Origin of the sequence: Kribbella sp. CA-253562, assembly GCF_050942265.1 — a bacterium.
GTDB lineage: Bacteria > Actinomycetota > Actinomycetes > Propionibacteriales > Kribbellaceae > Kribbella.
This window is the reverse complement of record NZ_CP192049.1, coordinates 1,970,986-1,994,763: the sequence shown is the minus strand read 5'-3', so window position 1 is coordinate 1,994,763 and position 23,778 is coordinate 1,970,986. Positions and strand designations below refer to the sequence as shown.

The window sequence follows — 23,778 nt, the reverse complement described above, 5'->3', positions numbered from 1 at the left end:
ACCGCGCGACCCCGGCGCGACACGCCGCGACACGCCGCGCGGACGGCGGCCGGCGGGTGGTTGGTCAGTGGTGGGCGTTCAGTCCTGGTCGAGCCAGGCCCGCACGGACTCGTCGTGCTCGCCGAGCCGCGGCGGCGGGAGGTTGGTTTCGCGGGCGCCGGCGTACGGGTTGTCGTCGAAGCGCAGCGGCGGGCCGGGGAGCTGGATGCGGCCGAGCGTCGGGTGGTCGACGTCGATCAGCAGTCCCTGCGACAGCGTCTGGTCCCACTCGTAGACCTGCTGGAAGTCGCGGACCTTCCCGGCCGGAATGCCGGCATCGGCCAGCCGCTGCAACCACACGTCGGCCGGCTCGGTCGCGAAGGCTGCCTCGATCGCCGCGGTCAGGGCGTCGCGATGCGCGACGCGTTCGGGGTTCGCGGCGAAGCGTTCGTCGTCCGGATCGAGTCCCACGATCGGCGCGAACGTACGCCACTGCCCCTCGCTCCCGACCGCCACCTGGATGCTGTCGTCGCGCGTCCGGTACATCCCGTACGGCGCGATCTGCGCGTGGTGATTGCCGACCCGCTCCGGCAGTTTCCCGGCCACAGTCCACTTCGTCCCGTGGAACGCGTGGACGCCGACCACCGACGCGAGCAACGACGTCCGGACCACCCGTCCGCGCCCGGTGATCGACCGTTCGTGCAGCGCCGCGAGAGCGCCGTACGCGCCGTACATGCCGGCCAGCAGATCGGCGATCGGCATCCCGGTCTTGGTCGGTTCGGTCGCGCCGGTGATGCTCATCAGCCCGCCCTCACCCTGCGCGATCTGGTCGTACCCGGCGCGCCCGCCCTCCGGCCCGTCGTGCCCGAACCCGGTGATCGACAGGATCACCAGCCCCGGGTTGAGCTCGTGCAGCCGCTCGACCCCGAACCCGAGCCGGTCCAGCACACCCGGCCGGAAGTTCTCGATCAGCACGTCGGCCTTCCCGACCAGCCGGGTCAGGAACTCCTTGCCCTCGGCCGATTTCAGGTCGGCCGTCACGGATTCCTTGTTCCGGTTCGCCGACAAGAAGTACGTCGACTCCCCACCCACGAACGGCGGCCCCCACCCGCGACTGTCGTCCCCACCAGCCGGCGTCTCGACCTTGATCACCCGGGCCCCGAGATCACCCAGCATCATCGCGGCGTGCGGCCCGGCCAGCGCGCGGGTCAGGTCCACCACGACGATGTCGGAGAGAAGGTTCTGCACCCGCTCACCCTAGGGCGAAGGCGTCACGGCAGCAGTGACGCGTTCCTCACCCGGCGGCGGTTTCGGCGTACAGCTTGGTCAGCTCGGCCCATGCGTGCCCGGTCCGCTCGCGTCGCGGCGTACCGGCGGCACCGAGGCGGTCCCAGCCGGACTGCTCCAGCCGTACGACGGTCCCGTCGCCGCTCGGCGTAAAGGTGAGCTCGACCTCCGTGGCCTCGGTCCGGTCGAAGAACAGGTGCCACAGGAACCGCAACCGGCCCGGCGGTTCCCAGGCCAGGACCTCACCCCACGGGTGCTCGGTGCCGTCCGGCGCGGTCTCGAAGATCCGCCCGCCGACGGACGGCTCGAAGGTGATCGCGGCCGGGTCGCCGCTGACTGTGTGGCTTGCGGGCCACCACAACGCGCAGCGCCGGGTCCACACCTCGAACGCGTGCTGCTGCGGCGCCTGCACGGAGAACTCGACCACCAGCGGCTCGATCATCAGGACTCCGGTTCGGTGTTCTCGGCAACGATCCGGAACCGGCCGGCCGCCGTACCCCAGACTTCGGCGAAGTAGGCGTGAATCGCCTCCACCCCGGCCGCGCGCAGGTGGTACACGCGCCGCGTGCCGTCCGGCTCGTCGGCGACCAGGCCGGCCTGCTTGAGCAGCCGCAGATGCCGGGACACCGCCGGACGGCTGATCGGCAACCGCTCGGCGAGCTGCTGCACCGACAGCGGCTGGTCGCCCAGAATCTCCACGATCGCCCGCCGGTTGGCGTCGCCCAACGCGTCCAGGGCGTTGCCGGACAGTTCCACCCTTGCCCTCCTCGGTAACCTCAGTGTTACGGTAACCGAAAGCTGACCGATGCACCAAGGGGGCCGTGATGAGCGCAGCAGCTGTCAGCGGGACGGGTACACCGGATGATCCGTGGATCCTCACCACGCCGCCCGGCAAGGGGCAGTTCGAGGTCTACCGCGACGAGACGGCCGATCCGCCCGCTCTGGTCTGCCAGGTCGGTACGACGAAGCTCAGCTATCACCTGCGCTGCATCGAAGACCTGCACGCGATGCTCACCGCGTACGGCGATTGGATGCCGCTCGGCGCCGCCGACGAGCAGAAGCCGGCCGCGCCGGGCACCGTCGAGGCGTGGGCCCGCGCCGAGGACAACCCCGTCGGCGGCTGGTACGGCCTGCGCAAGGGCTACCGGGGCCGCTTCGGCAACTACGTCCCGCCGGTCCTCGAAGCCCTCGGCCTGGCCGAGGTCGAGCACAACGCTCGCAACAACCGCATGCGCGCCCTCTGAGCCACGGCGTCAGGCGGTCGCCCGCCGGGCCAGCGAAGCGAGTCGGTGAGTGACGTCACGCGGGCGTTCCTGCATCAGCATGTGGCCGGCGCCGGGATACATCCACAGCCGGGCGGACGGGATCTGATGGGCCAGGCGGTTGGCGTGCCGGGGTGGGAGCAGGCGGTCTCGGGTGCCGTGCATGACCTCGACCGGGACGGAGTCCAGGACGGCGAGCGCGTGGCCGAGGTCGTGGCGGGTGATCGCCTCGAAGAAGCCGCTGAACGACCGGGCGGGCAGCGCGTCCAGGTCGGCCATCAGGATGTCGACCTCCGCCGGGTCGGCCTTCTTGCCGAACACCAGTTGCCTCAGCGCCGGCCGCCGCAAGCGGGTCGAAGCGACCTGCCGCCACACCCGTACGGCGTCCCGCTCGGCCTGCGCGACATCGGGCTCGACCTGCGCGACATCTGGCTCGACCGGCCGCACCTTCCGCCGCAACTCGCGCTTCTCCAGCCGCGCGCCCGCGAGATTCACGGCCCGCGGCGCGACCGCGGCCGCCGCGCCGTCCAGACGCGCGGGCAACCCGAACGCCCCGGACGTCGTCTGCCCGGACGACGTGCTGACCAGCGCCGCCCCGGCGATCCGCGACCCGAACAGCTCCGGCCGCCGGTCGGCCAGCGCCATCAGCGTCATCCCGCCCATCGAGTGCCCGGCGTACACGACCGGGCCCGACGGCACGACCTCGTCCAGCACCGTCACCAGGTCGTCCGCGAGCTGCTCGATCCGCGTCGTCCCCACCGGCGCGGGCCCGGACCGCCCGTGCCCGCGGTGGTCGTAGGCGACGACCCGAACCCCGTCCGGCCCCAGTACGGCGGGGAGCCCGGCGAGCTGGTGATGCCAGCTTCGCGTCGAGCAGGTCCAGCCGTGCGCCAGCACGACAGTGACCGGCGCGTCCGGCGACCCGGTCGTCTCGACGTGCAGCCGCACCCCGTCGGGAGTGACCACGCCCGTTCGTTCTGCCTGCATTGTCATATCTTCCCCAGTCGATCGGTCAACTCGCCCAGCCCACGCCGCCGCTGGTTGGTTCGCCAGCGCACGATCCGGTCCGCCACCGACGGCAGGTGCCGCGCGACCGCGACGCCCACGCCGGTCGTCCGGGTCGAGGCCCGGTTGCGCGGCGGTCGTCGGGCCGCGGCGACCTCCATGATCGTCGACACCACCTGCTCGACGGTCTCGGCCGGCAGGAACATCCCGAGATCGACCCCGCGCTCCAGCGACGCGTCGTGGATCGGCGTCGGCACGTAGCCCGGGTAGATCACGCTGACGTCCAAGTGCCGCCCGTTCTCGATCCGCAATGCGTCGGCGTACGTGTCGATCGCCCGCTTCGAGACCAGGTACGACGCGGCCAGCGGCAGCGTCACGTACGCGAGCCCGGACGACACGAAGATCACCCGCCCCTTGGCCGCCCGCAACGTCGGCAGCGCGGCCGCCGTGACCCCCCATCCCGCGAACAGGTTGACCTCGATCACCTTGCGGGCAGTCGCATCGGGAGCGTCACCCGCCAGCGCCGGTACGCCGATTCCCGCGTTGCTGATCAGCAGGTCGAGCCCCCCGAGCCGCTCGATCGCCTCCTCGACCGCCGCCGGGATCAGCTCCGGCTCGGTCAGGTCGCACTCGATCACATCGTCACTCTTCTGCAGGTCCAGACCGACCACCGTCGCGCCGCGGGCCCGCAACGCCTCGACGGTCGCCGCTCCGAAGGCTCCGGCGGCCCCGGTGACCAGCGCACGCTTCCCGGCCAGATCCCACCCGTCCCGGCGCACGAACCCCGCTCGGCCGGTCACCCTCATCACGCGCTCTCCTTCTCCCGCTCGGCCGCCTGCAGGTGCTCGGCCCGCATCCGCCCACCGCGAGCGCCGCGCCCGACCAGCCAGGCGATCCCGAGGATCTCCAGCGCGCCGACCACCGCCAGCAGCGCGTACCCACCGTTCCACATCCAGCGCGGCACGTCGGTCCGTTCCTCGCGCCGCAGGACCTCCTGTTCGCTGATGAACCGGACCGTCTGCCCGTCCGACACCTGGATCGCCGGCTTCTGGATCGCCGCGTCCTCCGGCGCGTAGACCCACGCGGCGACCAGGTCCCGGGCACCCTGATGCAGGCGCACCATCGACTTCCACTTCCCGTACATCGGCAACGGCTCCTGCGACCGATACGTGCCATCGGCAACCTTCTGCAACGGGTGCAGCTCCAGCCCGCCGCCCTGCCACGCCATCGCCTCGAACCAGCGCGCTCCCTCGGCCGCGTTCACCGGGTCCAGCTTCACCGTCACGTACGCCGTGGGCTCGGCACCGGTCGCGACCCGCTCGAGCGAGATCGTCGCCGTCACGCCGGGATCGGCCGAGCGGGGCACGCAGAAGAACACCACTCCCAGCACGGCGATCAAGCCGACCGCGCCGAGCCGATGCGTACGCCGTGCCGACGGCACGGCGCGGACCTCGCCCGCCACCTCGGCGTACCGGGTGGCCAGCCAGGCTCCGACGAGCCCGGCGCCGATCCCGGCGACGACGCCGAAGCCGAGCGCCGACGCAAGCAAGGAGGCGGGCCAGCGGATCGGCATCCAGACCTGGCTCCAGCCGTACTCCGCGAGCACGCCGACCGTACCGATCAGCGCTCCCGCGACCACCCCCAGACGGAAGTGATCTTTGTTGCCCAGAGCAAGCGCGACGAGCTCGACCAGGACCGCCTCGACGATCAGCAGCGGGAAGTGGCCGAGGATCTCTCCGAGCGGCTGGTCGACCGCCCAGGCGATGCCGCCGCGGATGATCAGGTAGACCACCAGCGCGCCGAAGGTGCTGCCCCGGCCCATCCGCGACCGCACCAGCGTGAACGCGAGCGCCGCGCCGAAAACGATCAGGATCGGCTGCAGGACCAGCGGGAACTGCGGTACGCCGTAATTGAACTCCGTGCTGAACAGGTCCCATGCGATCAGCAGCGCGCCGACGGCAACGACCTCCTGGAACCGCCGCCGTTTGTTGCCACCAACAAGTTGTTCCACCTCGGCCGACGCGAGCAGCCGGGCGAAGATCGACAGCACGACCCCGGCGATCATCAGCAGATGCGTCGGCCCCCACAGCGTGACGTCCTCACCGAACAGCCGGTGCCAGACGTCGTCGAGCGGGAAGCCGACCAGCGCGAACGTGCCGCAGAAGGTGACCAGCGCCGCGCTGCACGGGATCCGCCAGCCCTGGGTGAGCTTGATCGTCCGGGCCGGCAGCGGCTTGCGGGCCAGCGCGATCGGCAGCACCCCGGACACGATCACGCCGAGGATGCCGAAGAAGATCGGATAGTGCGCCGGCGTACCGAACGGGCCGGTGTCGCGGCCCTTGTCGATGTGCACCGCGATGTCCCACCAGACCCCGAAGGCGCAGGACAGCAGCGAGACCGCGTGCAGGTACGGCGTGAGGGCGGCCCATCGGGGGACTCCGTCCAGCCTCCCGATGGTGTCCGCGAGACGCCCTACCAGCGTCGCGTGCCCGGTCCGTTCCCGCCACAGCAGCACGGCGAGTGCGGCGTACATCAAGCCGACCAGGCCGGTGACGATCGCGATCTGGTCGAAGCTCGCGGTGCCGGTCGAGGCTGCCAGTGGGACGGTCATCGCGTCGCTCCGGGGGAATCGGCGGGACAGAAGGGATGCGCCATGAAGAATGTTACATCAGACATGTAACGTCGCGTCTGGAAGACTGTCAAGGGTGGAGGGACAGCAGGCCGCACCGGCCCCCGAGGAGTACACGGTCGACCAGCTCGCCGCGAAGGTGGGCATGACCGTCCGGAACGTGCGCGCGTACGCCGGACGCGGGCTGATTCCCCCGCCTCGCCTGGTCGGCCGGACGGGGTACTACGGCGCCGACCACGTGGCCCGGCTCACGCTGGTCCGCGAGCTGCTGGACAAGGGCTACACGCTCGCCGCGGTGGAGCGGATGATGAGCGAGTTGCCGGACGGCGCGCTCGCGCTCGGCGTGTTCGAGACGCTGGTCAGCCCCTGGACGCCGGCCGAGCCCGAGGTGATCACCGAGCACCAGCTGGCCGCGCGCGCCGGCATCCCGCACGACGCGCGCACCATCGACAAGCTGATCGAGCTGGGCATCGCCGAACGTGTCGAGGACGACCGCCTGCGGATCCCCAACCCGGACCTGCTGCGCACCGGCCTGGAGGTGATCAAGCTCGGCGTCCCGCTCGACGCGATCTTCGAGATGCTGCCGAAGCTGTTCGAGCAGGCCGACCAGGTCGCGAAGATCTACGTCGAACTGTTCCGCGGCACGGTCTGGCGCCAGTTCGCCGACGCCGGCCTGCCCGCCGAGGGCTGGCCGGAGATCCAGCGCACGCTGGAGAACATCATCCCGCTGGCCGGCCAGGCCCTGGTCGCCGCGTTCCGCGAGGCGATGGGCCGGGAGATCGAGATCGCCGCGTACGAGGAGCTGGGCCTGCCACCCAACGACCTGCCTTCGACCGGCTGACCCTCAGCCGCGGCGCCTGAACTGCGGCATCCGCAGCAGGTTGTGCGGGTACGGCGGCGGCGTCTCCCCCGCCTCGGTCAGCCGCCGCATCTGCTCGTCGTCGAGCGCCCAGCCGGTCGCGCCCAGGTTGTCGGCCAACTGCTCCGGAGTCCGTACGCCGATGATCGGCGCCGTGAGCCCCGGCCGCTGCATCACCCAGCGCAGCGCGACCTGTGCCGGCGTCCGCCCGGTCTCTTCGGCCACGGCCAGCAGCGTGTCGATCACCCGCCAGGTCCGATCACCGGCCCGCGACTCCCAGTCCGCCTCGCTCGACCGCGAACCGGGCGGCGGCCCGCCCAGCTCCTTCGTGTACTTGCCCGACAGCCAACCACCGGCCAGTGGACTCCACGCGATCACGCCGGCGCCCTCGTTCTGGGCGACCGGGATCAACTCGAACTCGGCGTCGCGATCGAGCAGGTTGTACAGCGGCTGCAGGCTGACGTACGGCTCGAGCCCGCGATGCCGTGACAGGTCGATCGCCTTCTGCAGTTGCCATCCCGCCAGGTTGCTCGCTCCGATGAACCTGACCTTCCCGCTGCTCACCAGCGCGTCGAGCGTCGTCAGCGTCTCCTCCAACGGAGTCGCGTCGTCCCACACGTGGATCTGGTAGAGGTCGATGAAGTCGGTGTCCAACCGGCGCAGGCTCGCCTCGACGGCGGCCATCACGTGTTTGCGCCCGGCCCCGCGGACCGGCAGGCCCGGCGCGGCCTCGCCGTACACCTTGGTCGCGATGACCAACTCGTCGCGGTCCTTGGTCTTCAACCAGCTCCCGATCATTTCCTCGGACACCCCGCTGGAGTACGTGTCCGCCGTGTCGACGAAGGTGCCCCCGGCCTCGACGAACGAGTCCAGGATCCGATGCGCGGTGGGTTCGTCGGTGCCACCGCCGAACGTCATCGTGCCCAGACACAATTCACTGACCTGCAGACCGGTCCGGCCGAGAAAATGGCTGTCCATGCTGCGATCCAACAACCTGGAGCGCACTCCAGGTCAACCCCCGCGAGGAGCTCACCGATGATCGATCCGCAGGACCTGATCCACCTCCGGCGCTGCGTGGAGCTCGCCGCCCAGGCGCTCGAGGCCGGGGACGAGCCGTTCGGCTCGGTACTGGTCGGCGCCGACGGGACCGTGCTGGGCGAGGATCACAACCACGTCGCCGGCGGCGACCACACCCAGCACCCGGAGTTCGCCCTGGCCCGCTGGTCGGCAACTCACCTCTCGCCGGCCGAACGCCGCGCCGCCACCGTCTACACCTCAGGCGAACACTGCCCGATGTGCGCCGCCGCGCACGGGTGGGTCGGGCTCGGGCGGATCGTCTACGCGAGTTCGTCGGAGCAGCTGTCCTGGTGGCTGGCCGATCTCGGTGTACCGGCGCCTCCGGTCAGTCCGCTGCCGATCCGGCAGGTGGTTCCGGGTGCGACCGTCGACGGCCCGGTGGACGAACTGGCGGACGAGGTGCGGATGCTGCACGTCCGCTTCCACCGCCCCGTTTCGACGAATGACTGAACGGACAGTTAGCGTTGGGTCACAACCAGTGAATCGCGGGCTCTGAGGGACGTTCATGAAGAAGCTTGTTCTGGCCACGGTGACCGCCGCGGCCGTGATCGCCGCCGCGCTGATCCCGTCCGGACCGCCGGTCGAGGCCGCGTCACCGGGTTTCGGCTCGGCCGTGTCGGCCGTGGACCGGCCGGTGTGGCAGACCGACGACAGCGTGAACGCCCTGGCGACCGCGGGCAACGTCGTGTACGCCGGCGGTCTGTTCACCCGGATCCGGCCGGCCGGCAAGTCCGTCGGTGAGGGCGAGGCGATCCGTCCGTACGTCGCGTCCTTCAACCGCAAGACCGGCGCCCCGAGCGGCTGGGCCCCGGCGCTGAACGGCGCGGTCTGGGCCATCGCCACCAGCGCCGACGGCAAGTGGGTCGTGATCGGCGGCGACTTCACCACCGTGAACGGCGTACCGCGCCGCCACGTCGCGATGTTCAACGTGGCGAACGGCCAGCTGACCAGCTGGAACCCGTCGGCCAGCTACCGGGTCTCGGCCCTGGCGATCTCGGGCAACACCGTCTACCTCGGCGGCTCCTTCGGCCGCGTCGCCGATACGCCGCGCAACCGGCTCGCCGCGGTCACGCTGAACGGCGCCCTGCTGTCGTGGAACCCGAACGCCGACGACGACGTGCACGCGATCGATCTGACCGACGACGGCAAGCGGGTCTTCGTCGGCGGCGGGTTCAAGACCGTCGGCGGCGGCGCCCACTACGCGCTCGCGATGCTGAACACCACCAACGGTCGCGCCTCCGCGATGCCGGCGGCTGCCGCGATCCCGCCGCCGACCGAGGCGTGCGTCAGCCGGGTCAAGGACATCGACACCCTGGGCAACCGGGTCTACGTGGCGAACGCCGGCAGCGGTACCGGCTGCTACGACGGCGTACTGGCCGCCGACACCACGACCGGCAAGCTGGTCTGGCAGAGCAAGTGCCTGGGCGCGACCGAGGCGATCAAGGCGATCGGCGGCTGGCTCTACAAGGGGTCGCACGCGCACGACTGCCGCAAGGACGGCAGCTTCGGCGACGGCAGCGGCATGCGCACGCTGCTGGTGCAGAGCACGGCGAACGGCAAGTTCGGCCCGTGGTTCCCGAGCACCGACGTCGGCGGCCTCACCGAGGTCGGCCCGCTCGCGTTCACCTCCGGTGGCAACGACCTGTGGGTCGGCGGTGACTTCACCACCGTGAACGGCCGGCCGCAACAGGGCCTGACCCGCTTCACGAACGTCGCCGGCGGCGCCCAGCCGGCCCGCCCGGCGGCCCCCAAGGTCACCAGCCCGGCCCGCGCCAAGGTGACCGTGGCCTTTCCCGCCGTCGTCGACCGCGACAACATCACGCTCACCTACACGCTCTACCGAGGCAGCACGAAGCTCGGCAGCTGGACCCGCAACTCCTACCCGTGGGTGCGGCCGACCGTTGCCACCTTCAACGACACGCGGGTGAAGAGCGGCCAGACGGCCGGCTACCACGTCGAGGTCACCGACGGCCGCAGCCGGCTGAAGGGCGCGTCCGCCACGATCAGGGTGCGCTGAACAGGTTTCGCCGCTGACCGTCTACCGCGACTTCAAGGACGCTGTGACGTAGTGGAGCTGTTCGGCCGAGCGTCGGCCGAGGTGGTCTCCGACGGGTCGAGGTCGCCGAGGTCCGGGTCCCAGTCGTCCTCGTTCGCGCCGGCCTCCTTGCGGCGGGCGATGCGGACGAAAGCGACGATCAGCAGGATCGGGCCGAGCAACATCGCCGTCTCCGGGACTCCGCCCAGGTGCAGCGCGACCAGCAGCCCGGTCATGACGCCGACACCAGCGCGATCCCGCCGGCGGTGAAGGCCACCATCGCGGCGAGCATCGGGTACTGCGCCCGCCGCAACTGCCGGCGGCGGAACAGCCCGGTCGCGCGATCGTGCGCGGACACGACCCCGAGTACGTGTCCGAGCACGATCGCGCCGATCTGGACCGCTGCGATCGTCCCGGTCCCCAGCAGGCCGTAGTCGATCCCGGCCGGCCCGATCCCGAGCAGATCCCAGCCGCGACCGAACGGATCGGTCGCCAGCAGGACACCATCCTGCCCCTGGAACACCGCGAACGAGAAGTAGTGCGCCACGGCGTACCCGATCGCGATCGGGACCAGCGAGTGCACGAACGCTCCTGGCAGACCTGCGTTGCCAACGGCACCGGGCCGAACCCGCGCGGCGCCGGTCGCCCGCGCCGCCCCGACGAACAGCCCGGTCACCACCGCGACCGCGACGACCAGCCCGAGCGTGGAAACCACGAGGTGCTGGGCGAATCCGAGTTGCCCGGTCGCCGACGTCCACACCGACCACCGGGAGAAGCCGTCGAAAGCCGTTGACCCCAGCAACAAACAGAGCAGTCCGACCAGACCCGGCTGCTGCGGCACCGTCGCCAGCCCGGCCAGCGGATTGCGCAGCACCAGCCGCCGGTCGGCGCCGCGGCCGATCGGGCTCAGCCGCGCCAGCACCTCGGCGTACACCTCGAAGCTGTCGCCGATTGCGAACCAGCGCGGGCCGTAGATGATGCCCGCGGCAACGTTCACGACGGCGTACGCCGTGACGGACACTGCGACGACGCGCGGATCCGATCCGTTCGGGTAGACGAGTTCGAGCCAGAGGAACGCGGCGAGACCGGCGACCGCCGGCCAGTACGCGATGCCGTCGGGAAGTCGTCGCGGGGTCCGGCGCGGAACCAGCGCCGCGAGCGTGCGCAGCGGATTCGCCAGCCGCCAGACCGGCCCGAACAGGACCGAGACGGGAATGATCCCGACCCAGATCCAGACGTACAGCCAGGTCGGCGCGGGATTCGACGCCGTGGATGCGCTCCCGAACCACGCGGCCGCGAGCAGCAGCGCCAACGCGACAAGTCCCAAGGCCTTCAAAACCAGTCGCACCACCCGGGCGTCGACCCATCTCGTGAGGACGAGAAGCGGCCTGCCACCGAAGGACTCGAACCGCGGCCTCGACCAGAACGCCGCCAGCGCGAAGAACGACACCGCGACCGCGGCGGCCGCCGAGTAGCTCGCCAGCCAGAGCGGGACCGGCAGATCCCCACGCCCGCCGATGCCGTGCAACGGGATCATCCGAGCGCGTCCCTTCGGCTGAAGCTATCCGACCGATCGAATGTAACACGATCAATGTCACATAGCGAGGGTCAGCTCGTCAGGTACTGCCCAGCATCGAAATGCCTGGTCAGCTGCCGGAACCGGAAGGTGAACGACGGCCAGAGCGTCGTGTTGCGACCCTGCGCGTCGAGGTACCAGCTCGTGCAGCCCCCGCGCGTCCAGACCGTGTTGCGCATCGCCGAGCGCACGCCGTCGACGAACTCCCGCTGCACCTCCGGCCGGACCTCGAGCTGCCGCAGTCCGTCGCGGTCCATCGTCTTCAGCGCGTCCAGGATGTAGGCGATCTGCGACTCGATCATGAACACCATCGAACTGTGCCCGAGTCCGGTGTTCGGGCCGATCAGCAGGAAGAAGTTCGGGAAGCCGGCGACCGCCGTCCCGAGGTGCGCCTCCATCCCCTCGGCCCAGGCCTCGCGCAGAGTCTGCCCGTCGCGGCCGTGCAGCATGTCCATCACCGGCAGGTCGGTGACCCGGAAACCCGTGCCGTAGATGATCGTGTCGACCTCGTGCTTCACCCCGTCGTCGGTGACGATCCCGGTCGGCGTCACCTCGGTGATGCCCTCGGTCACCACCTCGACGTTCGGCTGCGCGACGGCCGGGTAGTAGTCGTCGGAGATCAGTACCCGCTTGCAGCCGAGCGTGAAGTCGGGCGTCAGCTTGGCCCGCAGTTCGGGATCGCGGATCTGCTGCTGAAGGTGCTTCTCGGCCACCTTCTGCGCCTGCTTCATGATCCCGGGCAGCTTCGCGAAGCCGAGCACCATCGACTCGCGTCCCCAGTAGATCCCGGCCCGGACGGCCTTCTGCACCAGCGGAAAGCGCCGGTAGACCGCCTTCTCGACCGCGGTGATCTTCCGGTCCGGCCGCGGCATCACCCACGGCGGCGTGCGCTGGAACAGGTGCAGCTCCTCGACCTCGGGCTGGATCGCCGGTACGAACTGGATCGCCGACGCGCCCGTCCCGATCACCGCGACCTTGCGGCCACTCAGGCCGAGCTCGTGGTTCCACTGGGCCGAGTGGAACACCTCCCCCTCGAACGACTCGATCCCCGCCAGCTTCGGGTACGACGGCTCGGCCAACGGCCCCATCCCGGACAGCAGGATCTCGGCCGTGAAGTCGCCCTGGTCGGTGTGGATCAGCCAGTGGCCGTCGACCCAGTGCGCGGACTGGACCGTGTGCCCGAAGCGGATGTGCGGGCGGACCCCGAACCCGTCGGTGACCTGGCGCAGGTACTGCTCGATCTCGGGCTGCGGTGAGAACGTGCTCGACCACTCCGGGTTCGGCGCGAACGAGAACGAGTACAGGTGCGACGGCACGTCGCAGCGACAGCCCGGATACGTGTTGTCGCGCCAGGTGCCGCCGACGTCCTGGGCACGCTCGAGCACCACGAAGTCGTCGTACCCGGACTGCTTCAGCCGGACCGCCATGCCGATGCCGGCGAACCCGGTGCCGATCACCACGATCCGGTGGTTCTGCTCGCTCATGCCCGTCCTCCAACGCTGCGCCGGTGAACTTACTCCCAGTAAGTTACTCCGAGTCAGTTAAGCTCGGCAAGGTGATGACCACCACGGACGGCGGACCGGTGAAGCGCCGCCGCGACCGGGCCGCGCGCGAGCGGGAGATCCTCGACGCGGCCGAGCGGATCTTCGGCGACCGCGGCTATCAGGGCACGTCGATGGACGAGATCGCGGCCGACGTCGGCGTCTCGAAACCGCTGATCTACCAGTACTACGGCTCGAAGGACGGCCTGTTCCTCGCCTGCCTGTCCCGCCTGCGCGCGCAGTTGCTCGATGCCGTCTCCGAGGCCGTGCTCGCGGCGGCCGACGCCGAGCAGGCGATGTACGCCGGCTTCGTGGCCTGGTTCCAGTTCCTCGACGACCATCCGCGCGCCTGGTCGGTGATCGTCGACGAGGGCATGCTGGCGGCCGGACCGGCCGCCCAGGCCGCCGACGAGGTCCGCGCCGACTTCGTCGAGCTGATCGCGACGATGGTCCGGCTCAACGCCCCGGCGACCGTCGACGAGCAGGAGATCCAGGTGATCGCCCAGACCATCTCCGGCGCCACCGAGCGCCTCGCCATCTGGCGCACCCGCAGCGACTCCCCGCCGTCCGCCGAAAAGACCGCCCGGACGCTGCAGGATCTGCTCTGGCAGGGGCTGCGCAGTCTGCGCGAGGGCTGACCCCGGACGTGCACCACTGATCAACCCGCTGCGTCGCCGTCCGGTCACGCTTGACGCGGCCCGGAATTCGCAGTCGAGCGTCGGTTGGTCAGTGCTGTACGTCCGCCCTCTGGATCCGTCGCGGCAGATCCGCCCCGGCGTGATCTGATCGCCCTTGTGCGAACAATGCGGGTGCCGCCGACGGCGATGGTGCTGGGCGGCGTCGTCTCCGTCCAGTTCGGGGGCGCGCTGGCCTCGATGCTGATCGCCCGGATCGGGGCCGCGGGCACCGTGTCGCTGCGGCTCGCGCTCGCCGTACCGATTCTGCTGCTGATCGCCCGGCCGAGCCTGCGCAAGCGATCCGGCCGCGACCTGCTCGCGGTGATTGCCTTCGGCATCGTCCTGGGCCTGATGAACCTGACCTTCTACTTCTCCCTGGAGCGTCTGCCGCTCGGGGTGGCCGTCACGATCGAGTTCATCGGACCGCTCGGCCTGGCCGCGATCATGTCGCGCCGCCGCCGGGACTTCATCGCCGCCGGGGCCGCCGCGGTGGGTGTCGTGCTGGTGAACGGTCACGAACTCGCCAAGGTGGACTGGCTCGGGGTCGCCTTCGCGGCCGTGGCCGGAGTTCTCTGGGCCTGCTACATCCTGCTCAGCGCCGAAACCGGACGACGCTTCGCCCAGCTCGACGGCCTGGCCCTGTCGATCGTCGTCGCCACCGCCGTGACTCTGCCGATCGGTTTCGCCACCGCAGGGGCTTCCGAACTTCTCCACTGGCACACGCTGCTCGTCGGCCTGTCGATCGCGGTGCTCTCGTCCGTCCTGCCCTATTCGCTCGAAACCCTTGCCCTGCGCAGAATGCGCCCAGCCATCTTCGGCATCCTGATGAGCCTGGAGCCGGCCGTCGGAGCCACCGCGGGCTACCTGATCCTCAACCAGTTGCTGACGCCGGTCCAGCTGGCCGGCATGGCCTGCGTGGTCGGCGCCTCGATCGCGATCACCCGCACGTCAGGCAGCGAGGCGCCCGACATCTGACGGATGTCATGGGCACCTCGTGACGCCCGATCCAGGCCCGCACCCGCTCCGCGCCGGAGCATTCTCGGTATGACGACAACAACTGCGGTCACCCTCAGCGGCGTGACCAGGAGGTACGGCGAAGTGCAAGCCGTGGCCGGGGTGGACCTCACGATCCGGTCGGGCGAAGTGGTCGCGCTGCTCGGCCCGAACGGCGCAGGGAAGTCGACCACGCTGGAAATCCTGCTCGGACTGGTCAAACCCGACCAGGGCAGCGTCCAGCTCTACGGCAGGTCTCCCGTCGAGGCGATCGCGGCCGGCCAGGTCGGCGTGATGCTGCAGAGCGGCGGCATCATCGAGGACGCGAAGGTCCGCGAACTGCTCGACCTGGTCGCGGGGCTGCACAAGGATCCACTGCCGGTCGCCGACGCGCTGCAGCGGGCCGGCATCGCGGATCTCGCCGACCGCAAGCTGAAGGCGCTGTCCGGCGGACAGAAGCAGCGGGTCCGGTTCGCGATGGCGATCGTCGCCCAGCCCGACCTGATCGTGCTGGACGAACCGACCACCGGGATGGACGTCGAGTCCCGCCGGGACTTCTGGGCCTCGATGCACGCCGAGACCGCGCGCGGCCGGACCGTGCTGTTCGCGACCCACTACCTGGAGGAGGCCGACGCGTACGCCGACCGGATCGTGTTGATGCGGGCCGGCCGGATCGTTGCCGACGGCACCGCGGCGCAGATCAAGGCGAGCGTGTCCGGCCGGACCATCCGGGCGACCGTGCCCGGCGCGGACTTGGCCGCGCTGGCGGCGCTGCCCGGCGTACGGAATGTCGAAACCCGCGGCGACGTGGTGCTGCTGCAGTGCGCGGACTCCGACAGCACCCTGCGCCACCTGCTGACCAACACCTCCGCCCACGACATCGAGATCACCTCCGCCGACCTCGAGGACGCGGTCCTCGCCATCGGCGCCGAGCAGGAGAGCGTGGCATGAACCTCGACTATCTGCGGTTCGACATCTTGCGCACCCTGCGCAACCGGCGGGTGCTGATCTTCGCGGTGCTGATGCCGCTGGTGCTGTTCCTGATCTTCGGTTCGACGCTGCACGCGACCGACTCCGAGGGCGGGATCTCGGCGATCGCGTACGTGATGGTCAGCATGGCGATGTTCGGCTCGATGAACGCCGCGATGAGCAGCGGCGGCGTGATCGCGATGGAACGCGACGGTGGCTGGAACCGGACTCTTCGCCTGACCCCGCTCAAGCCCCAGGCGTACGTGGCGACCAAGGTCGTCTTGTCGTTGCTGCTGGCGATCCCGCCGCTGGTCGTGGTGTTCCTGGCCGGGATGATCGTCGGCCACGTCCACCTCAGCGCCGGGCAGTGGATCTCGGTCGTGCTGGTGTCGTGGCTCGGTGCGCTGCCGTTCGCCGGACTCGGTCTGGTGATCGGGTACGTCGCCAAGCCGGACAGCGTGCAGCCGATCACCGGTCTGACCACGATGCTGATCGCGGCCTTCGGCGGGCTGTGGCTGCCGATCGAGCAGATGCCGCACGCGATGAAAACCATCGCGCAGCTGACCCCGGCGTACTGGACCGGGCTGAGTTCGCGCAGCGCGCTGTCGGAGAGCGGACTGGACATGCACGCCTTGCTGATCGTGCTGATCTGGACCGTGGTGCTGGGCGCGATCGGGCTGCGCCGGTTCCGCGCGGACACCGCCCGGGCCTGAACCCAGAGCGTTACCGTGACGACCGTGAAGAACAAGCCGACGCTGGTCGACGCCCTGGCCGACAGAAACCGGCCCGGACGCCGGCCGAGTCGGTGGGGCTGGCTGGCGGCCGCGATCTGGCTGTTCTATTTGGCCAGTCCGCTGCAGGAGATGGTCCAGCACAGCGACGGCATGGCCCGCGTGGTCGGGGTCGCGGCGCTGGCGCTCTTCGCGGCCGGCTACATGGTGTTTTTCGTCTGGATCCGGCAGGTCGGACTGAACGCCGGCGGTATGCCGGTGTGGCAGCGAATCGGCTACCTGATCCTGCTGCTCCTGCTGGCCGCGCTGATGCTGCCGGCCGCCGGGCAGACCACGTTGACGACGCTCGTCTACATCACGGCGATCGCGATGGTGTCGCTGGATCTCCGGGTGTCGATTCCCGTGATCCTGGTCCTGCTCGGCGGCGCGGAGCTGTCGATGCGGCTCGTTCCCGGCTGGCACGACGACAGCAGCTACGGCCTCGCGATCTTCCTCGCCGCGCTGGCCGTGTTCGGGATGCGGCGGGCGATCCAGCGCAGCATCGAACTGTCCATCGCCCGCCAGGACTTCGCCGAACTGGCCGTCCAGGAGGAGCGCAACCGGTTCGCCCGCGACCTGCACGACATCCTCGGTCACTCCCTGACCGTGATCACCGTCAAGGCCGAACTGGCCGGCCGCCTGATCGCCGCGAACCCCTCCCGAGCCGCGGCCGAGGTCGCCGAGGTCGAACAACTGGCGCGCGCCGCCCTCGCCGACGTCCGCGCCGCCGTCGCCGGCTATCGCGAGCTGAGCCTCGCGGGCGAGCTCGTCTCCGCCCGCTCCGCGCTCGACGCGGCCGGGATCCGCGCCGATCTCCCGACCACTGTCGACGCCGTCCCGGAGTCCTATCGCGAACTCTTCGCCTGGGTGGTCCGCGAAGGCGTGACGAACGTCGTACGGCACTCGGGCGCCCGGCGCTGCACCATCCGCCTCACCGCGACCGAGATCGAGGTGCTGGACGACGGCCGCGGCCCGGCTCCTTCGCCCGGCGGCCACGGACTGATCGGGCTCCGGGAACGAGCCGACCAGGCGGGCGGCAGCCTCGCGGTCGGCCAGGCGCCCGGCGGAGGATTCCGGCTGGCTGTCAGAGTGGGCCCGTGAGCATCCGACTGCTGATCGCCGACGACCAGGCGCTGGTCCGCGGCGCCCTCGCGGCGCTGCTCGACCTGGAACCCGATCTCGACGTCGTCGCCGAGGTCGGCCGCGGTGACGAGGTCGTCGCGGCCGCGCGGCAGAGCACGCCGGACGTCGCGCTGCTCGACGTGGAGATGCCCGGGCTGGACGGGATCGAGGCCGCCGCCGCGCTGCGTACCGCCGTACCGGGTGTGCGGATCCTGATGGTCACCACGTTCGGGCGGCCTGGCTATCTGCGCCGCGCGATGGAGGCCGGTGCCGCGGGCTTCGTCGTCAAGGACACCCCGGCCACGCAGTTGGCCGACGCCGTACGCCGAGTTCACCAGGGCCTGCGCGTCGTCGACCCGTCGCTGGCCGCCGAGACCCTGGTCGCCGGCACCAGCCCGCTGACCGCCCGCGAGACCGACGTCCTGCGCGCGGCTCGCTCGGGCGGGACGGTCGCGGACATCGCCCGCGAGCTTCATCTGTCCGAGGGCACGGTCCGCAACCACCTGTCCGCGGCGATCGGCAAAACCGGCGCCCGCACCCGGGCCGAAGCCGCGCGCATCGCCGTCGACAACGGTTGGCTCTGACTCAGGTACGCCGGGGTCACGCCCGGCCGGCTTCACCTCTGCTTTCGAGCACATGCTGCCGGAATGCCTGGAGCGCCCCGACATCCCACGCGTGCCCGTCGGTCCCCCGCTCCTCCGGCCGGACCGGCCGAGCACTCCGGTAACACCTCAGCGCCTGCTGAACCACGGCCCTGTGCTGCTCGGTCAGGCTCCTGAGTCCCCACTCCCCGCCCTCCTCCTTGCTCACCACCGCACCGCATTCCCGCACCATCACCACCCGGCACGCGTTGAGCACCCCGTAGTACGGCTCAGCCACCAGGTCCACCTCGCGAAGGTCCGCCTCGATCGCCCGCAGATACTCCTCGTGCGGTACCTCCGCGAACACCTCCCCCGCCGGGCGCCCACTCACCGCCACCCCGCGCCGCTGTACGACGCTGACGTGCGCCGCCAGATCCGGATCCCGGTTCGTCGCCGCGTAGTCCACCTGGCCGGCCAGAATCCGGTCGGTCCAGTACGCCGAGTAGTGCACCTCGTACTCCCGCGTGCCCTCCGCCGCCTGCCGCTCGGTCAGCACCGACAGCTCCAGGTCCCCCAGCATGGGCCGCGTCGCCGCCCGCTCCGCGAGGGCGCGTGCCACTCGTTCGCGCTGCGCCGGACTCAGGGTTTCCCGCACGACGACCAGCAGATCGACATCGCTCTTGGCCCGGTAGAAGCACCCCATCGCGAGCGAGCCGTGCACGTAGACCCCGGTCGGTTCCAGCCCGGTGGCCGCGAGCGCCTGCTCGACGTACCGGCTGAGGTCCGGATCGCAGTCGGCCCACGACTGGGCGCGGTCGGGAGGATGCGGTACGTCGTACGCCATGCCCTGACCGTAGCGGCGACCCAGTCTTGCCTTGCCCACCGCCGCCCGGCATAGGCTGGCCCCCAGGGGAAGGGAATCCGCGATGACGGTCGAACAGTTCAGCACCAAGTCTCGCCTGGCTGACACCGGCGAAGGCATCACCACCGACGAGCTCCAGCTCGCCGCCCGCAACCACGGCATCCCGCTGGAGGCGCTGCGCTACGACTTGACGCCGCCCGGGCTGCACTACGTGCTGGTGCACTACGACATCCCGCTGACCAACGCCTTCGACTGGCGCCTCACCGTCGGCGGTTGCGTCGAGCAACCGATTGATTTCGGCCTGACCGAGCTGCGCGCGATGGGCCGCCAGACCGTGCGCGTCACGCTGGAATGCGCCGGCAACGGCCGCGCGAACCTCCACCCGCGCCCGATCAGCCAGCCCTGGCTGATGGAGGCCGTCGGCACCGCCGAGTGGACCGGCGTACCGCTGACCGCGCTGCTCGCCGCGGCCGGTGTCCGCGAGGACGCCGTCGACGTCGTCTTCACCGGTGCCGACCACGGGGTCGAACGCGGCATCGAACAGGACTACCAACGCGGCCTGTCGCTGGCCGAAGCTCTGGAGGCCGACGCCTTGGTCGCTTGGGAGATGAACGGTCTGCCTCTCCCACCCCAGCACGGCTATCCGCTCCGCCTGATCGTGCCCGGCTGGTACGGCATGGCCAGCGTCAAGTGGCTCCGCTCGATCGAACTCATCGACCACGAGTTCACCGGCTACCAGAACGCCGTCGCCTACCGCATCCGCACCGAACCCGACGAGCCCGGCACCGCCGTCACCCGCATCGAGCCCAGAGCCCTGCTGATCCCACCAGGCCACCCCGACTTCATGTCCCGCCACCGCTTCGTCCCAGCCGGCGAGGTCACCCTCCAAGGCCGAGCGTGGTCCGGCTGGGCCCCCGTGGACCGCGTCGAGATCAGCACCAACGCAGGCGCAACGTGGCAAGACGCCACGTTGGATGCCTCCGACAACGAAGACCTCTCCTGGCGCTCCTTCTCCTATGTCTGGAAGGCCACTCCAGGCGAACACGTCCTCACCGTCCGGGCCCACGACAAGTCCGGCCGCTCCCAGCCGGTCGAAGCCCCCTGGAACCGAGGCGGCTTCGCCAACAACACCGCCCAACGCCTCCTCGTCCTGGTCCAGTAAAACCCGCGTGTCGCTCCTGGCGCCGCCCACTTCCCGTCCCATCATCGGAAGTGGGCAACGCACGACTCTCACTCCAGGAGACAAGCGCGATGAACGGGACAGACCTGCACCTCCACGCCAGGATCTTCCGCACCGGCACCACGTGGTACGCCGACATCGACGACCCGGAAGACCCCCAACCAGAAGACCCCTTCTGGTACGGCCAGTACGAATCCCAGAAAGCCGCCATCGACGCCGCCTGCGCCCGCATCGCGGCGCTCCGCCTGGCTCAGTGCAGCCGGATCAGCCACGAGTCGATGTTCGAATCCGCGTAACCACATCCGAGTCGCCTCTACCGCGATCGGCCAGGTCATCGGGCAGTTCTACTCGACCGGTTTGCGGCGGTGGGTGAAGGTGCCGGAGAACAGTGCGGCGAGGGTCAGCGACGGGAGGGCCGTGGCGGCGGTTGTGGCGGTGTAGTCGAGCCAGGTGGGGGACCAGTCGGCTGTCGTCAGGAGGAGGTTGGTGCGGTCGTTGGGGTCGATTACTACGGGGACGTAAGACCCGGGAGCGGGCAGGGTGACGAGCTTTTCGGCGCCTTGGACGGCCGTGGGGACGGAAGTGTCGGGGTGGCGGACGATGACGGTGGGCATCGAGGCGTAGATGGTTCGGGGACTGTGGACGGCGACGACCTCGACCTCTCGGATGGGCTGGGTCTCGACCATACGCTGGTTGTCGTCCAGGCGGGACAGGGCGATGGGGGTGATGACCAGGCCGGCCAGGAGGGCAGCGGTGGCTGCGGTGGTGCGGAGGGTGGTCGGCCAGGTCATCTTTCAGGGATACCGCACCGGGAGCGGGTGCGCAGGTCGGGCCGTGGGGTCGGTATCCGATTGATGCGGTTACTCGGGCTCGTTGGCTGCGTCTCCGCCGATCACGTACGGCGTACTGACGCCCTCGTACATCAGGTGCGTCATCAGACCTTGCGACGCGTGCGGCAGGTTGTGGCAGTGGTCCATCCACACGCCGGGGTTGTCGGCCAGGAACGCGATCTCGTAGGACTCCTTGTCGCCGACCTCGAGGGTGTCGACCCACCACGGGGTGCCGGTGGACTTCACGCCGTTGCGGGACAGGACGACGGCGTGATGGCCGTGCAGGTGCATGGGATGGGACTGGCCGCTGGTGTTGGAGATGGTCATCTTCACCACGTCGCCCTTGGCCACCATGAACATCGGGACGTCGGGGAACTTGTGGCCGTTGATCGTCCACCACAGGCCGGGGACGCCGTCGAGAAACCCGGGGCGACGGCCGATACGGTACTCGAAGGTGCGGTCAGGATTCGCCACGTCGAGGCCGAGATCGGCGGAGGCGCCGTAGCTGAGAAGATCGACGGTTGCCGCAGGCAAGGGATCGGCAGGAGGAGTGACGCCAGGCGGAGCAAGCGCCAAAGCGGTACCGCCCGCCTCGAGCCGTACGCCGGCCGCCGGGACGGTGACGTCCAGATCGACCCGCGCGCCCGCGGCCAACGGAAAGGCGTCCGTCGTGGGCGTCGGCCCGCGCAGCTCCCGACCGTCGACCGCGACGACCGTGAACGCCGCGCCGACCAGACCGGTGCGGACCAGAGCGTTGTCCGTGTTGACCACCCGCACGCGCAGCCTCGTACCAGCCGCGACGTCGAAGCGCGACGATCCGGTGCGCCCGTTGATCGTCCGGCGGTCGTCGTACGTGTGGATCGCGGCGACCAGATCACGCACAGGCGTACGGTCCGCGATCACGATCGTGCCGAACAGACCGTCGCGGACCTGCTCGCTGGACACCTGGTGGGAGTGGTACCAGTAGCTCCCGGCCTGGTCCGCGCGGAAGCGGTACACATGCTTGCCACCCACCGGTACGGCGTCCTGGGTGACGCCGGCGACGCCGTCCTCCGCGTTCGGTACGTCGATCCCGTGCCAGTGCAGCGTCGCGCCGCCGGACACCGACTCGTTGACGAGCGTGACCTCGACCAGGTCACCGACGGTCGCGCGGATCAGCGGCCCCGGCGACGACCCGTTGAGCGTGAAGCCGTCGACCGACTCCCCGCTCGCCAAGGTGAACTTCTGCTTCCGCGCGGTCAGTGTCAGGACGACGTCCGCCGCGCCGGTGCGTGGACCGGTGAGGTCCACGACACTGGCGCCACCGTGGTGTTGATGCTCCCCCGACGACGGTCCGCCGCCGTAGTCGGCGAACCCCATGTCCGTCGCCGAGTACGTCGACGGCACCAGGCTGGTCGCCCAGAGATAGGCCAGCGGCACGAGCACCGCCAGCGCGACCCCGAGGGCGATCAACCTGTTCCGCACCGGGTGTTTGTTGCCCTCAGCCACTGGTCGCCACCTGTGGAGTCACGGCTCGCCGCGACGCCGCACCGGCGACGCCCGCGATCGCGAGCCCGTTGATCCCGTGCAGGATGCCCAGCGCCGGGATCCCGAACGACACCACCGCCAGCAGGAACTGCACGACCACCAGCCCGACCACGATTCCCGCCAGCATCCGCCCGCGCGGTACGTCGGTCAGGAACGACACGATCAGGAAGATCAGCGCGACCAGCCCGATCGCCGTACCCGCGATGCTGTGGTAGCTCTGGCCGAAGTTCGTGTAGTCGGCGCCGATCGTGACGCCGTCCTCGGCGTCGGCCGCGGTGGTGAACCCGGCCAGCGCGATCGCGGCGACCTGGAGCACCACCGCGATCGCGATCGCCGATGCGAGCGCCCGGTACGCCGTCCTCATGCCCGACGCTCCTCGTGACGCTTCTTCCAGAGCACCACACCGGCGACGATCAGCAGCAGCGGCAGCACCGGCGGATGCCCGCCGCCCACCACACACCCGATCGACGCCAGCACCGCAAGGCCCGCCAACGCGATCAGCAACGGCAACGGAACCCGCGCGAACGGACCACGAGCCGCCCAACCCGGCCGCTCACCGCCCCGCCGCGCTCCCGGCCGATTCGCTCCCGGCCCTTCCGATTCCGTCTCGGCGGACGTCCACGGCGGCCGTGTCCACCCGAACGGCCCGGCCCACGCCTCAGCCGGCCCGTCCGCGACCCGCTCACCGCCCGGAAGGTCCGCGAACAACGCCGCCAACTCACCAGCGGTCTTCGCCTGCAGCGCCGCGTCGATCCGCTCGGCGTGCTCCTCCGAGCTCAGCCGCCCCGCCTCGTAGTGCTCGCCCAGCCGCTTGACCGCGGCCTCGCGCTCCCGGTCCCCGATCCGGACGTTCTCGCCCGGTCTCTGCTCGTTCATGACACTCCTCGGTTTCGCCGTTTCCTGACGTCACCGATCGTGTCGCCGAACACCCCCGCACCGCGTCGGCTCGGCGGCGACACCTGCGCTACCCCGGGAGGAGCATCCTGCGCCGCCCGAAGTAGTCCGGCGTACTCCCCA

At 70.3% G+C, this 23,778-nt stretch carries 27 protein-coding genes; 12 read left to right on the top strand and 15 right to left on the bottom strand.

The genetic code is table 11. From position 1 onward, the window contains the following. Positions 1-78: 78 nt before the first annotated feature. From ACQPXM_RS09720 to ACQPXM_RS09710, 3 genes are read right to left on the bottom strand one after another with little or no spacing between them, the layout of a single operon-like run. Positions 79-1,227, bottom strand: a complete 1,149-nt coding sequence (locus tag ACQPXM_RS09720; RefSeq protein WP_432946988.1) for a CaiB/BaiF CoA transferase family protein — start codon at positions 1,225-1,227, stop codon at positions 79-81. Between the two features lie 46 nt (positions 1,228-1,273). After that, on the bottom strand, positions 1,274-1,708 hold the full coding sequence (locus ACQPXM_RS09715) for an SRPBCC domain-containing protein (RefSeq protein WP_432946986.1): 435 nt from the start codon (positions 1,706-1,708) through the stop codon (positions 1,274-1,276). Further along, a complete protein-coding gene (locus ACQPXM_RS09710; RefSeq protein ID WP_432946984.1) occupies positions 1,708-2,022 on the bottom strand; it encodes an ArsR/SmtB family transcription factor in 315 nt (104 codons plus the stop codon). Before ACQPXM_RS09710 ends, ACQPXM_RS09715 begins: the two co-directional genes overlap by 1 nt. A gap of 68 nt (positions 2,023-2,090) precedes the next feature. Between ACQPXM_RS09710 and ACQPXM_RS09705 the strand changes: the two genes are divergently transcribed. After that, positions 2,091-2,510, top strand: coding sequence for a DUF6855 family protein (locus ACQPXM_RS09705; RefSeq protein ID WP_432946982.1), 420 nt, complete (start codon positions 2,091-2,093; stop codon positions 2,508-2,510). Positions 2,511-2,519: 9 nt separating this feature from the next. Here the strand turns inward: ACQPXM_RS09705 and ACQPXM_RS09700 are convergent, their stop codons facing one another. Genes ACQPXM_RS09700 through ACQPXM_RS09690 form a run of 3 tightly spaced genes read right to left on the bottom strand, consistent with a single transcriptional unit; the run spans position 2,520 to position 6,144 of the window. Then, positions 2,520-3,515, bottom strand: coding sequence for an alpha/beta fold hydrolase (locus ACQPXM_RS09700; protein WP_432946980.1), 996 nt, complete (start codon positions 3,513-3,515; stop codon positions 2,520-2,522). Positions 3,516-3,517: 2 nt separating this feature from the next. Further along, complete coding sequence (locus ACQPXM_RS09695) at positions 3,518-4,339, bottom strand: SDR family NAD(P)-dependent oxidoreductase (protein ID WP_432946978.1); 822 nt, start codon at positions 4,337-4,339, stop codon at positions 3,518-3,520. Continuing rightward, on the bottom strand, positions 4,339-6,144 hold the full coding sequence (locus ACQPXM_RS09690; RefSeq protein WP_432946976.1) for a hypothetical protein: 1,806 nt from the start codon (positions 6,142-6,144) through the stop codon (positions 4,339-4,341). Before ACQPXM_RS09690 ends, ACQPXM_RS09695 begins: the two co-directional genes overlap by 1 nt. A gap of 94 nt (positions 6,145-6,238) precedes the next feature. Here ACQPXM_RS09690 and ACQPXM_RS09685 point away from each other — a divergent pair, with 94 nt between their 5' ends. Next, positions 6,239-7,003: a MerR family transcriptional regulator gene (locus ACQPXM_RS09685; protein ID WP_077013517.1), complete on the top strand. Its 765-nt coding sequence runs from the start codon at positions 6,239-6,241 to the stop codon at positions 7,001-7,003. 3 nt (positions 7,004-7,006) lie between these two features. Here the strand turns inward: ACQPXM_RS09685 and ACQPXM_RS09680 are convergent, their stop codons facing one another. Beyond that, positions 7,007-7,999, bottom strand: coding sequence for an aldo/keto reductase (locus tag ACQPXM_RS09680; protein WP_432946974.1), 993 nt, complete (start codon positions 7,997-7,999; stop codon positions 7,007-7,009). 57 nt (positions 8,000-8,056) lie between these two features. Between ACQPXM_RS09680 and ACQPXM_RS09675 the strand changes: the two genes are divergently transcribed. Both ACQPXM_RS09675 and ACQPXM_RS09670 read left to right on the top strand, forming a co-directional pair. Further along, a complete protein-coding gene (locus ACQPXM_RS09675) occupies positions 8,057-8,548 on the top strand; it encodes a nucleoside deaminase (RefSeq protein WP_432946972.1) in 492 nt (163 codons plus the stop codon). Positions 8,549-8,603: 55 nt separating this feature from the next. Continuing rightward, positions 8,604-10,115: a fibronectin type III domain-containing protein gene (locus ACQPXM_RS09670; protein WP_432946971.1), complete on the top strand. Its 1,512-nt coding sequence runs from the start codon at positions 8,604-8,606 to the stop codon at positions 10,113-10,115. Positions 10,116-10,147: 32 nt separating this feature from the next. Here the strand turns inward: ACQPXM_RS09670 and ACQPXM_RS09665 are convergent, their stop codons facing one another. From ACQPXM_RS09665 to ACQPXM_RS09655, 3 genes are all read right to left on the bottom strand, one after another. Beyond that, the gene (locus tag ACQPXM_RS09665) at positions 10,148-10,369 is read right to left on the bottom strand and encodes a hypothetical protein (RefSeq protein WP_432946969.1); all 222 of its coding nucleotides are present in this window, start codon (positions 10,367-10,369) and stop codon (positions 10,148-10,150) included. Further along, positions 10,366-11,670: a hypothetical protein gene (locus ACQPXM_RS09660; RefSeq protein WP_432946967.1), complete on the bottom strand. Its 1,305-nt coding sequence runs from the start codon at positions 11,668-11,670 to the stop codon at positions 10,366-10,368. The genes ACQPXM_RS09665 and ACQPXM_RS09660 overlap by 4 nt, the downstream gene beginning before the upstream one ends. Before the next feature lie 71 nt (positions 11,671-11,741). Beyond that, positions 11,742-13,193: a flavin-containing monooxygenase gene (locus ACQPXM_RS09655; RefSeq protein WP_432946965.1), complete on the bottom strand. Its 1,452-nt coding sequence runs from the start codon at positions 13,191-13,193 to the stop codon at positions 11,742-11,744. Positions 13,194-13,267: 74 nt separating this feature from the next. Here ACQPXM_RS09655 and ACQPXM_RS09650 point away from each other — a divergent pair, with 74 nt between their 5' ends. The 6 genes from ACQPXM_RS09650 (at position 13,268) to ACQPXM_RS09625 (ending at position 18,365) form a co-directional block, all read left to right on the top strand. Then, entirely contained in the window at positions 13,268-13,888 is a 621-nt protein-coding gene (locus tag ACQPXM_RS09650; RefSeq protein ID WP_432950976.1) for a TetR/AcrR family transcriptional regulator, read from the top strand. A gap of 165 nt (positions 13,889-14,053) precedes the next feature. Further along, positions 14,054-14,902, top strand: a complete 849-nt coding sequence (locus ACQPXM_RS09645; RefSeq protein WP_432950974.1) for an EamA family transporter — start codon at positions 14,054-14,056, stop codon at positions 14,900-14,902. A gap of 69 nt (positions 14,903-14,971) precedes the next feature. After that, positions 14,972-15,871, top strand: coding sequence for an ABC transporter ATP-binding protein (locus tag ACQPXM_RS09640; protein ID WP_432946963.1), 900 nt, complete (start codon positions 14,972-14,974; stop codon positions 15,869-15,871). Continuing rightward, positions 15,868-16,602: an ABC transporter permease gene (locus ACQPXM_RS09635; protein WP_432946961.1), complete on the top strand. Its 735-nt coding sequence runs from the start codon at positions 15,868-15,870 to the stop codon at positions 16,600-16,602. The genes ACQPXM_RS09640 and ACQPXM_RS09635 overlap by 4 nt, the downstream gene beginning before the upstream one ends. A 24-nt stretch (positions 16,603-16,626) precedes the next feature. Beyond that, a complete protein-coding gene (locus ACQPXM_RS09630; RefSeq protein ID WP_432946959.1) occupies positions 16,627-17,760 on the top strand; it encodes a sensor histidine kinase in 1,134 nt (377 codons plus the stop codon). Next, a complete protein-coding gene (locus tag ACQPXM_RS09625; protein WP_432946957.1) occupies positions 17,757-18,365 on the top strand; it encodes a response regulator transcription factor in 609 nt (202 codons plus the stop codon). Before ACQPXM_RS09630 ends, ACQPXM_RS09625 begins: the two co-directional genes overlap by 4 nt. Before the next feature lie 16 nt (positions 18,366-18,381). On the opposite strand, the gene ACQPXM_RS09620 is transcribed toward ACQPXM_RS09625, so the two are convergent. Continuing rightward, positions 18,382-19,206, bottom strand: coding sequence for an aminoglycoside adenylyltransferase domain-containing protein (locus ACQPXM_RS09620; protein WP_432946955.1), 825 nt, complete (start codon positions 19,204-19,206; stop codon positions 18,382-18,384). Positions 19,207-19,288: 82 nt separating this feature from the next. Between ACQPXM_RS09620 and ACQPXM_RS09615 the strand changes: the two genes are divergently transcribed. After that, positions 19,289-20,386, top strand: a complete 1,098-nt coding sequence (locus tag ACQPXM_RS09615; RefSeq protein ID WP_432946953.1) for a sulfite oxidase — start codon at positions 19,289-19,291, stop codon at positions 20,384-20,386. 89 nt (positions 20,387-20,475) lie between these two features. Further along, positions 20,476-20,700, top strand: coding sequence for a hypothetical protein (locus ACQPXM_RS09610; RefSeq protein ID WP_432946951.1), 225 nt, complete (start codon positions 20,476-20,478; stop codon positions 20,698-20,700). Positions 20,701-20,748: 48 nt separating this feature from the next. Here ACQPXM_RS09610 and ACQPXM_RS09605 read toward each other — a convergent pair whose 3' ends face one another. The 4 genes from ACQPXM_RS09605 to ACQPXM_RS09590 all read right to left on the bottom strand — a co-directional run bounded on the left by ACQPXM_RS09605 (position 20,749) and on the right by ACQPXM_RS09590 (position 23,637). Continuing rightward, positions 20,749-21,195 (bottom strand): hypothetical protein, encoded by a 447-nt coding sequence (locus tag ACQPXM_RS09605; RefSeq protein ID WP_432946949.1) that lies wholly within the window; start codon positions 21,193-21,195, stop codon positions 20,749-20,751. A gap of 69 nt (positions 21,196-21,264) precedes the next feature. Beyond that, complete coding sequence (locus ACQPXM_RS09600; protein WP_432946947.1) at positions 21,265-22,698, bottom strand: multicopper oxidase family protein; 1,434 nt, start codon at positions 22,696-22,698, stop codon at positions 21,265-21,267. A 16-nt stretch (positions 22,699-22,714) separates the two neighbouring features. After that, positions 22,715-23,125, bottom strand: coding sequence for a hypothetical protein (locus ACQPXM_RS09595; RefSeq protein ID WP_432946945.1), 411 nt, complete (start codon positions 23,123-23,125; stop codon positions 22,715-22,717). Next, positions 23,122-23,637, bottom strand: a complete 516-nt coding sequence (locus tag ACQPXM_RS09590) for a DUF1707 SHOCT-like domain-containing protein (protein WP_432946943.1) — start codon at positions 23,635-23,637, stop codon at positions 23,122-23,124. Before ACQPXM_RS09590 ends, ACQPXM_RS09595 begins: the two co-directional genes overlap by 4 nt. Positions 23,638-23,778 lie beyond the last annotated feature (141 nt).

Coding starts and splice junctions, on each gene's coding strand:
- ACQPXM_RS09715 (WP_432946986.1), bottom strand. CDS start 1,708: ATGATCGAGCCGCTGGTGGTCGAGTTCTCCGTGCAGGCGCCGCAGCAG.
- ACQPXM_RS09705 (WP_432946982.1), top strand. CDS start 2,091: ATGAGCGCAGCAGCTGTCAGCGGGACGGGTACACCGGATGATCCGTGG.
- ACQPXM_RS09700 (WP_432946980.1), bottom strand. CDS start 3,515: ATGCAGGCAGAACGAACGGGCGTGGTCACTCCCGACGGGGTGCGGCTG.
- ACQPXM_RS09695 (WP_432946978.1), bottom strand. CDS start 4,339: ATGAGGGTGACCGGCCGAGCGGGGTTCGTGCGCCGGGACGGGTGGGAT.
- ACQPXM_RS09690 (WP_432946976.1), bottom strand. CDS start 6,144: ATGACCGTCCCACTGGCAGCCTCGACCGGCACCGCGAGCTTCGACCAG.
- ACQPXM_RS09680 (WP_432946974.1), bottom strand. CDS start 7,999: ATGGACAGCCATTTTCTCGGCCGGACCGGTCTGCAGGTCAGTGAATTG.
- ACQPXM_RS09675 (WP_432946972.1), top strand. CDS start 8,057: ATGATCGATCCGCAGGACCTGATCCACCTCCGGCGCTGCGTGGAGCTC.
- ACQPXM_RS09670 (WP_432946971.1), top strand. CDS start 8,604: ATGAAGAAGCTTGTTCTGGCCACGGTGACCGCCGCGGCCGTGATCGCC.
- ACQPXM_RS09665 (WP_432946969.1), bottom strand. CDS start 10,369: ATGACCGGGCTGCTGGTCGCGCTGCACCTGGGCGGAGTCCCGGAGACG.
- ACQPXM_RS09660 (WP_432946967.1), bottom strand. CDS start 11,670: ATGATCCCGTTGCACGGCATCGGCGGGCGTGGGGATCTGCCGGTCCCG.
- ACQPXM_RS09655 (WP_432946965.1), bottom strand. CDS start 13,193: ATGAGCGAGCAGAACCACCGGATCGTGGTGATCGGCACCGGGTTCGCC.
- ACQPXM_RS09650 (WP_432950976.1), top strand. CDS start 13,268: ATGACCACCACGGACGGCGGACCGGTGAAGCGCCGCCGCGACCGGGCC.
- ACQPXM_RS09645 (WP_432950974.1), top strand. CDS start 14,054: ATGCGGGTGCCGCCGACGGCGATGGTGCTGGGCGGCGTCGTCTCCGTC.
- ACQPXM_RS09640 (WP_432946963.1), top strand. CDS start 14,972: ATGACGACAACAACTGCGGTCACCCTCAGCGGCGTGACCAGGAGGTAC.
- ACQPXM_RS09635 (WP_432946961.1), top strand. CDS start 15,868: ATGAACCTCGACTATCTGCGGTTCGACATCTTGCGCACCCTGCGCAAC.
- ACQPXM_RS09620 (WP_432946955.1), bottom strand. CDS start 19,206: ATGGCGTACGACGTACCGCATCCTCCCGACCGCGCCCAGTCGTGGGCC.
- ACQPXM_RS09615 (WP_432946953.1), top strand. CDS start 19,289: ATGACGGTCGAACAGTTCAGCACCAAGTCTCGCCTGGCTGACACCGGC.
- ACQPXM_RS09610 (WP_432946951.1), top strand. CDS start 20,476: ATGAACGGGACAGACCTGCACCTCCACGCCAGGATCTTCCGCACCGGC.
- ACQPXM_RS09605 (WP_432946949.1), bottom strand. CDS start 21,195: ATGACCTGGCCGACCACCCTCCGCACCACCGCAGCCACCGCTGCCCTC.
- ACQPXM_RS09595 (WP_432946945.1), bottom strand. CDS start 23,125: ATGAGGACGGCGTACCGGGCGCTCGCATCGGCGATCGCGATCGCGGTG.
- ACQPXM_RS09590 (WP_432946943.1), bottom strand. CDS start 23,637: ATGAACGAGCAGAGACCGGGCGAGAACGTCCGGATCGGGGACCGGGAG.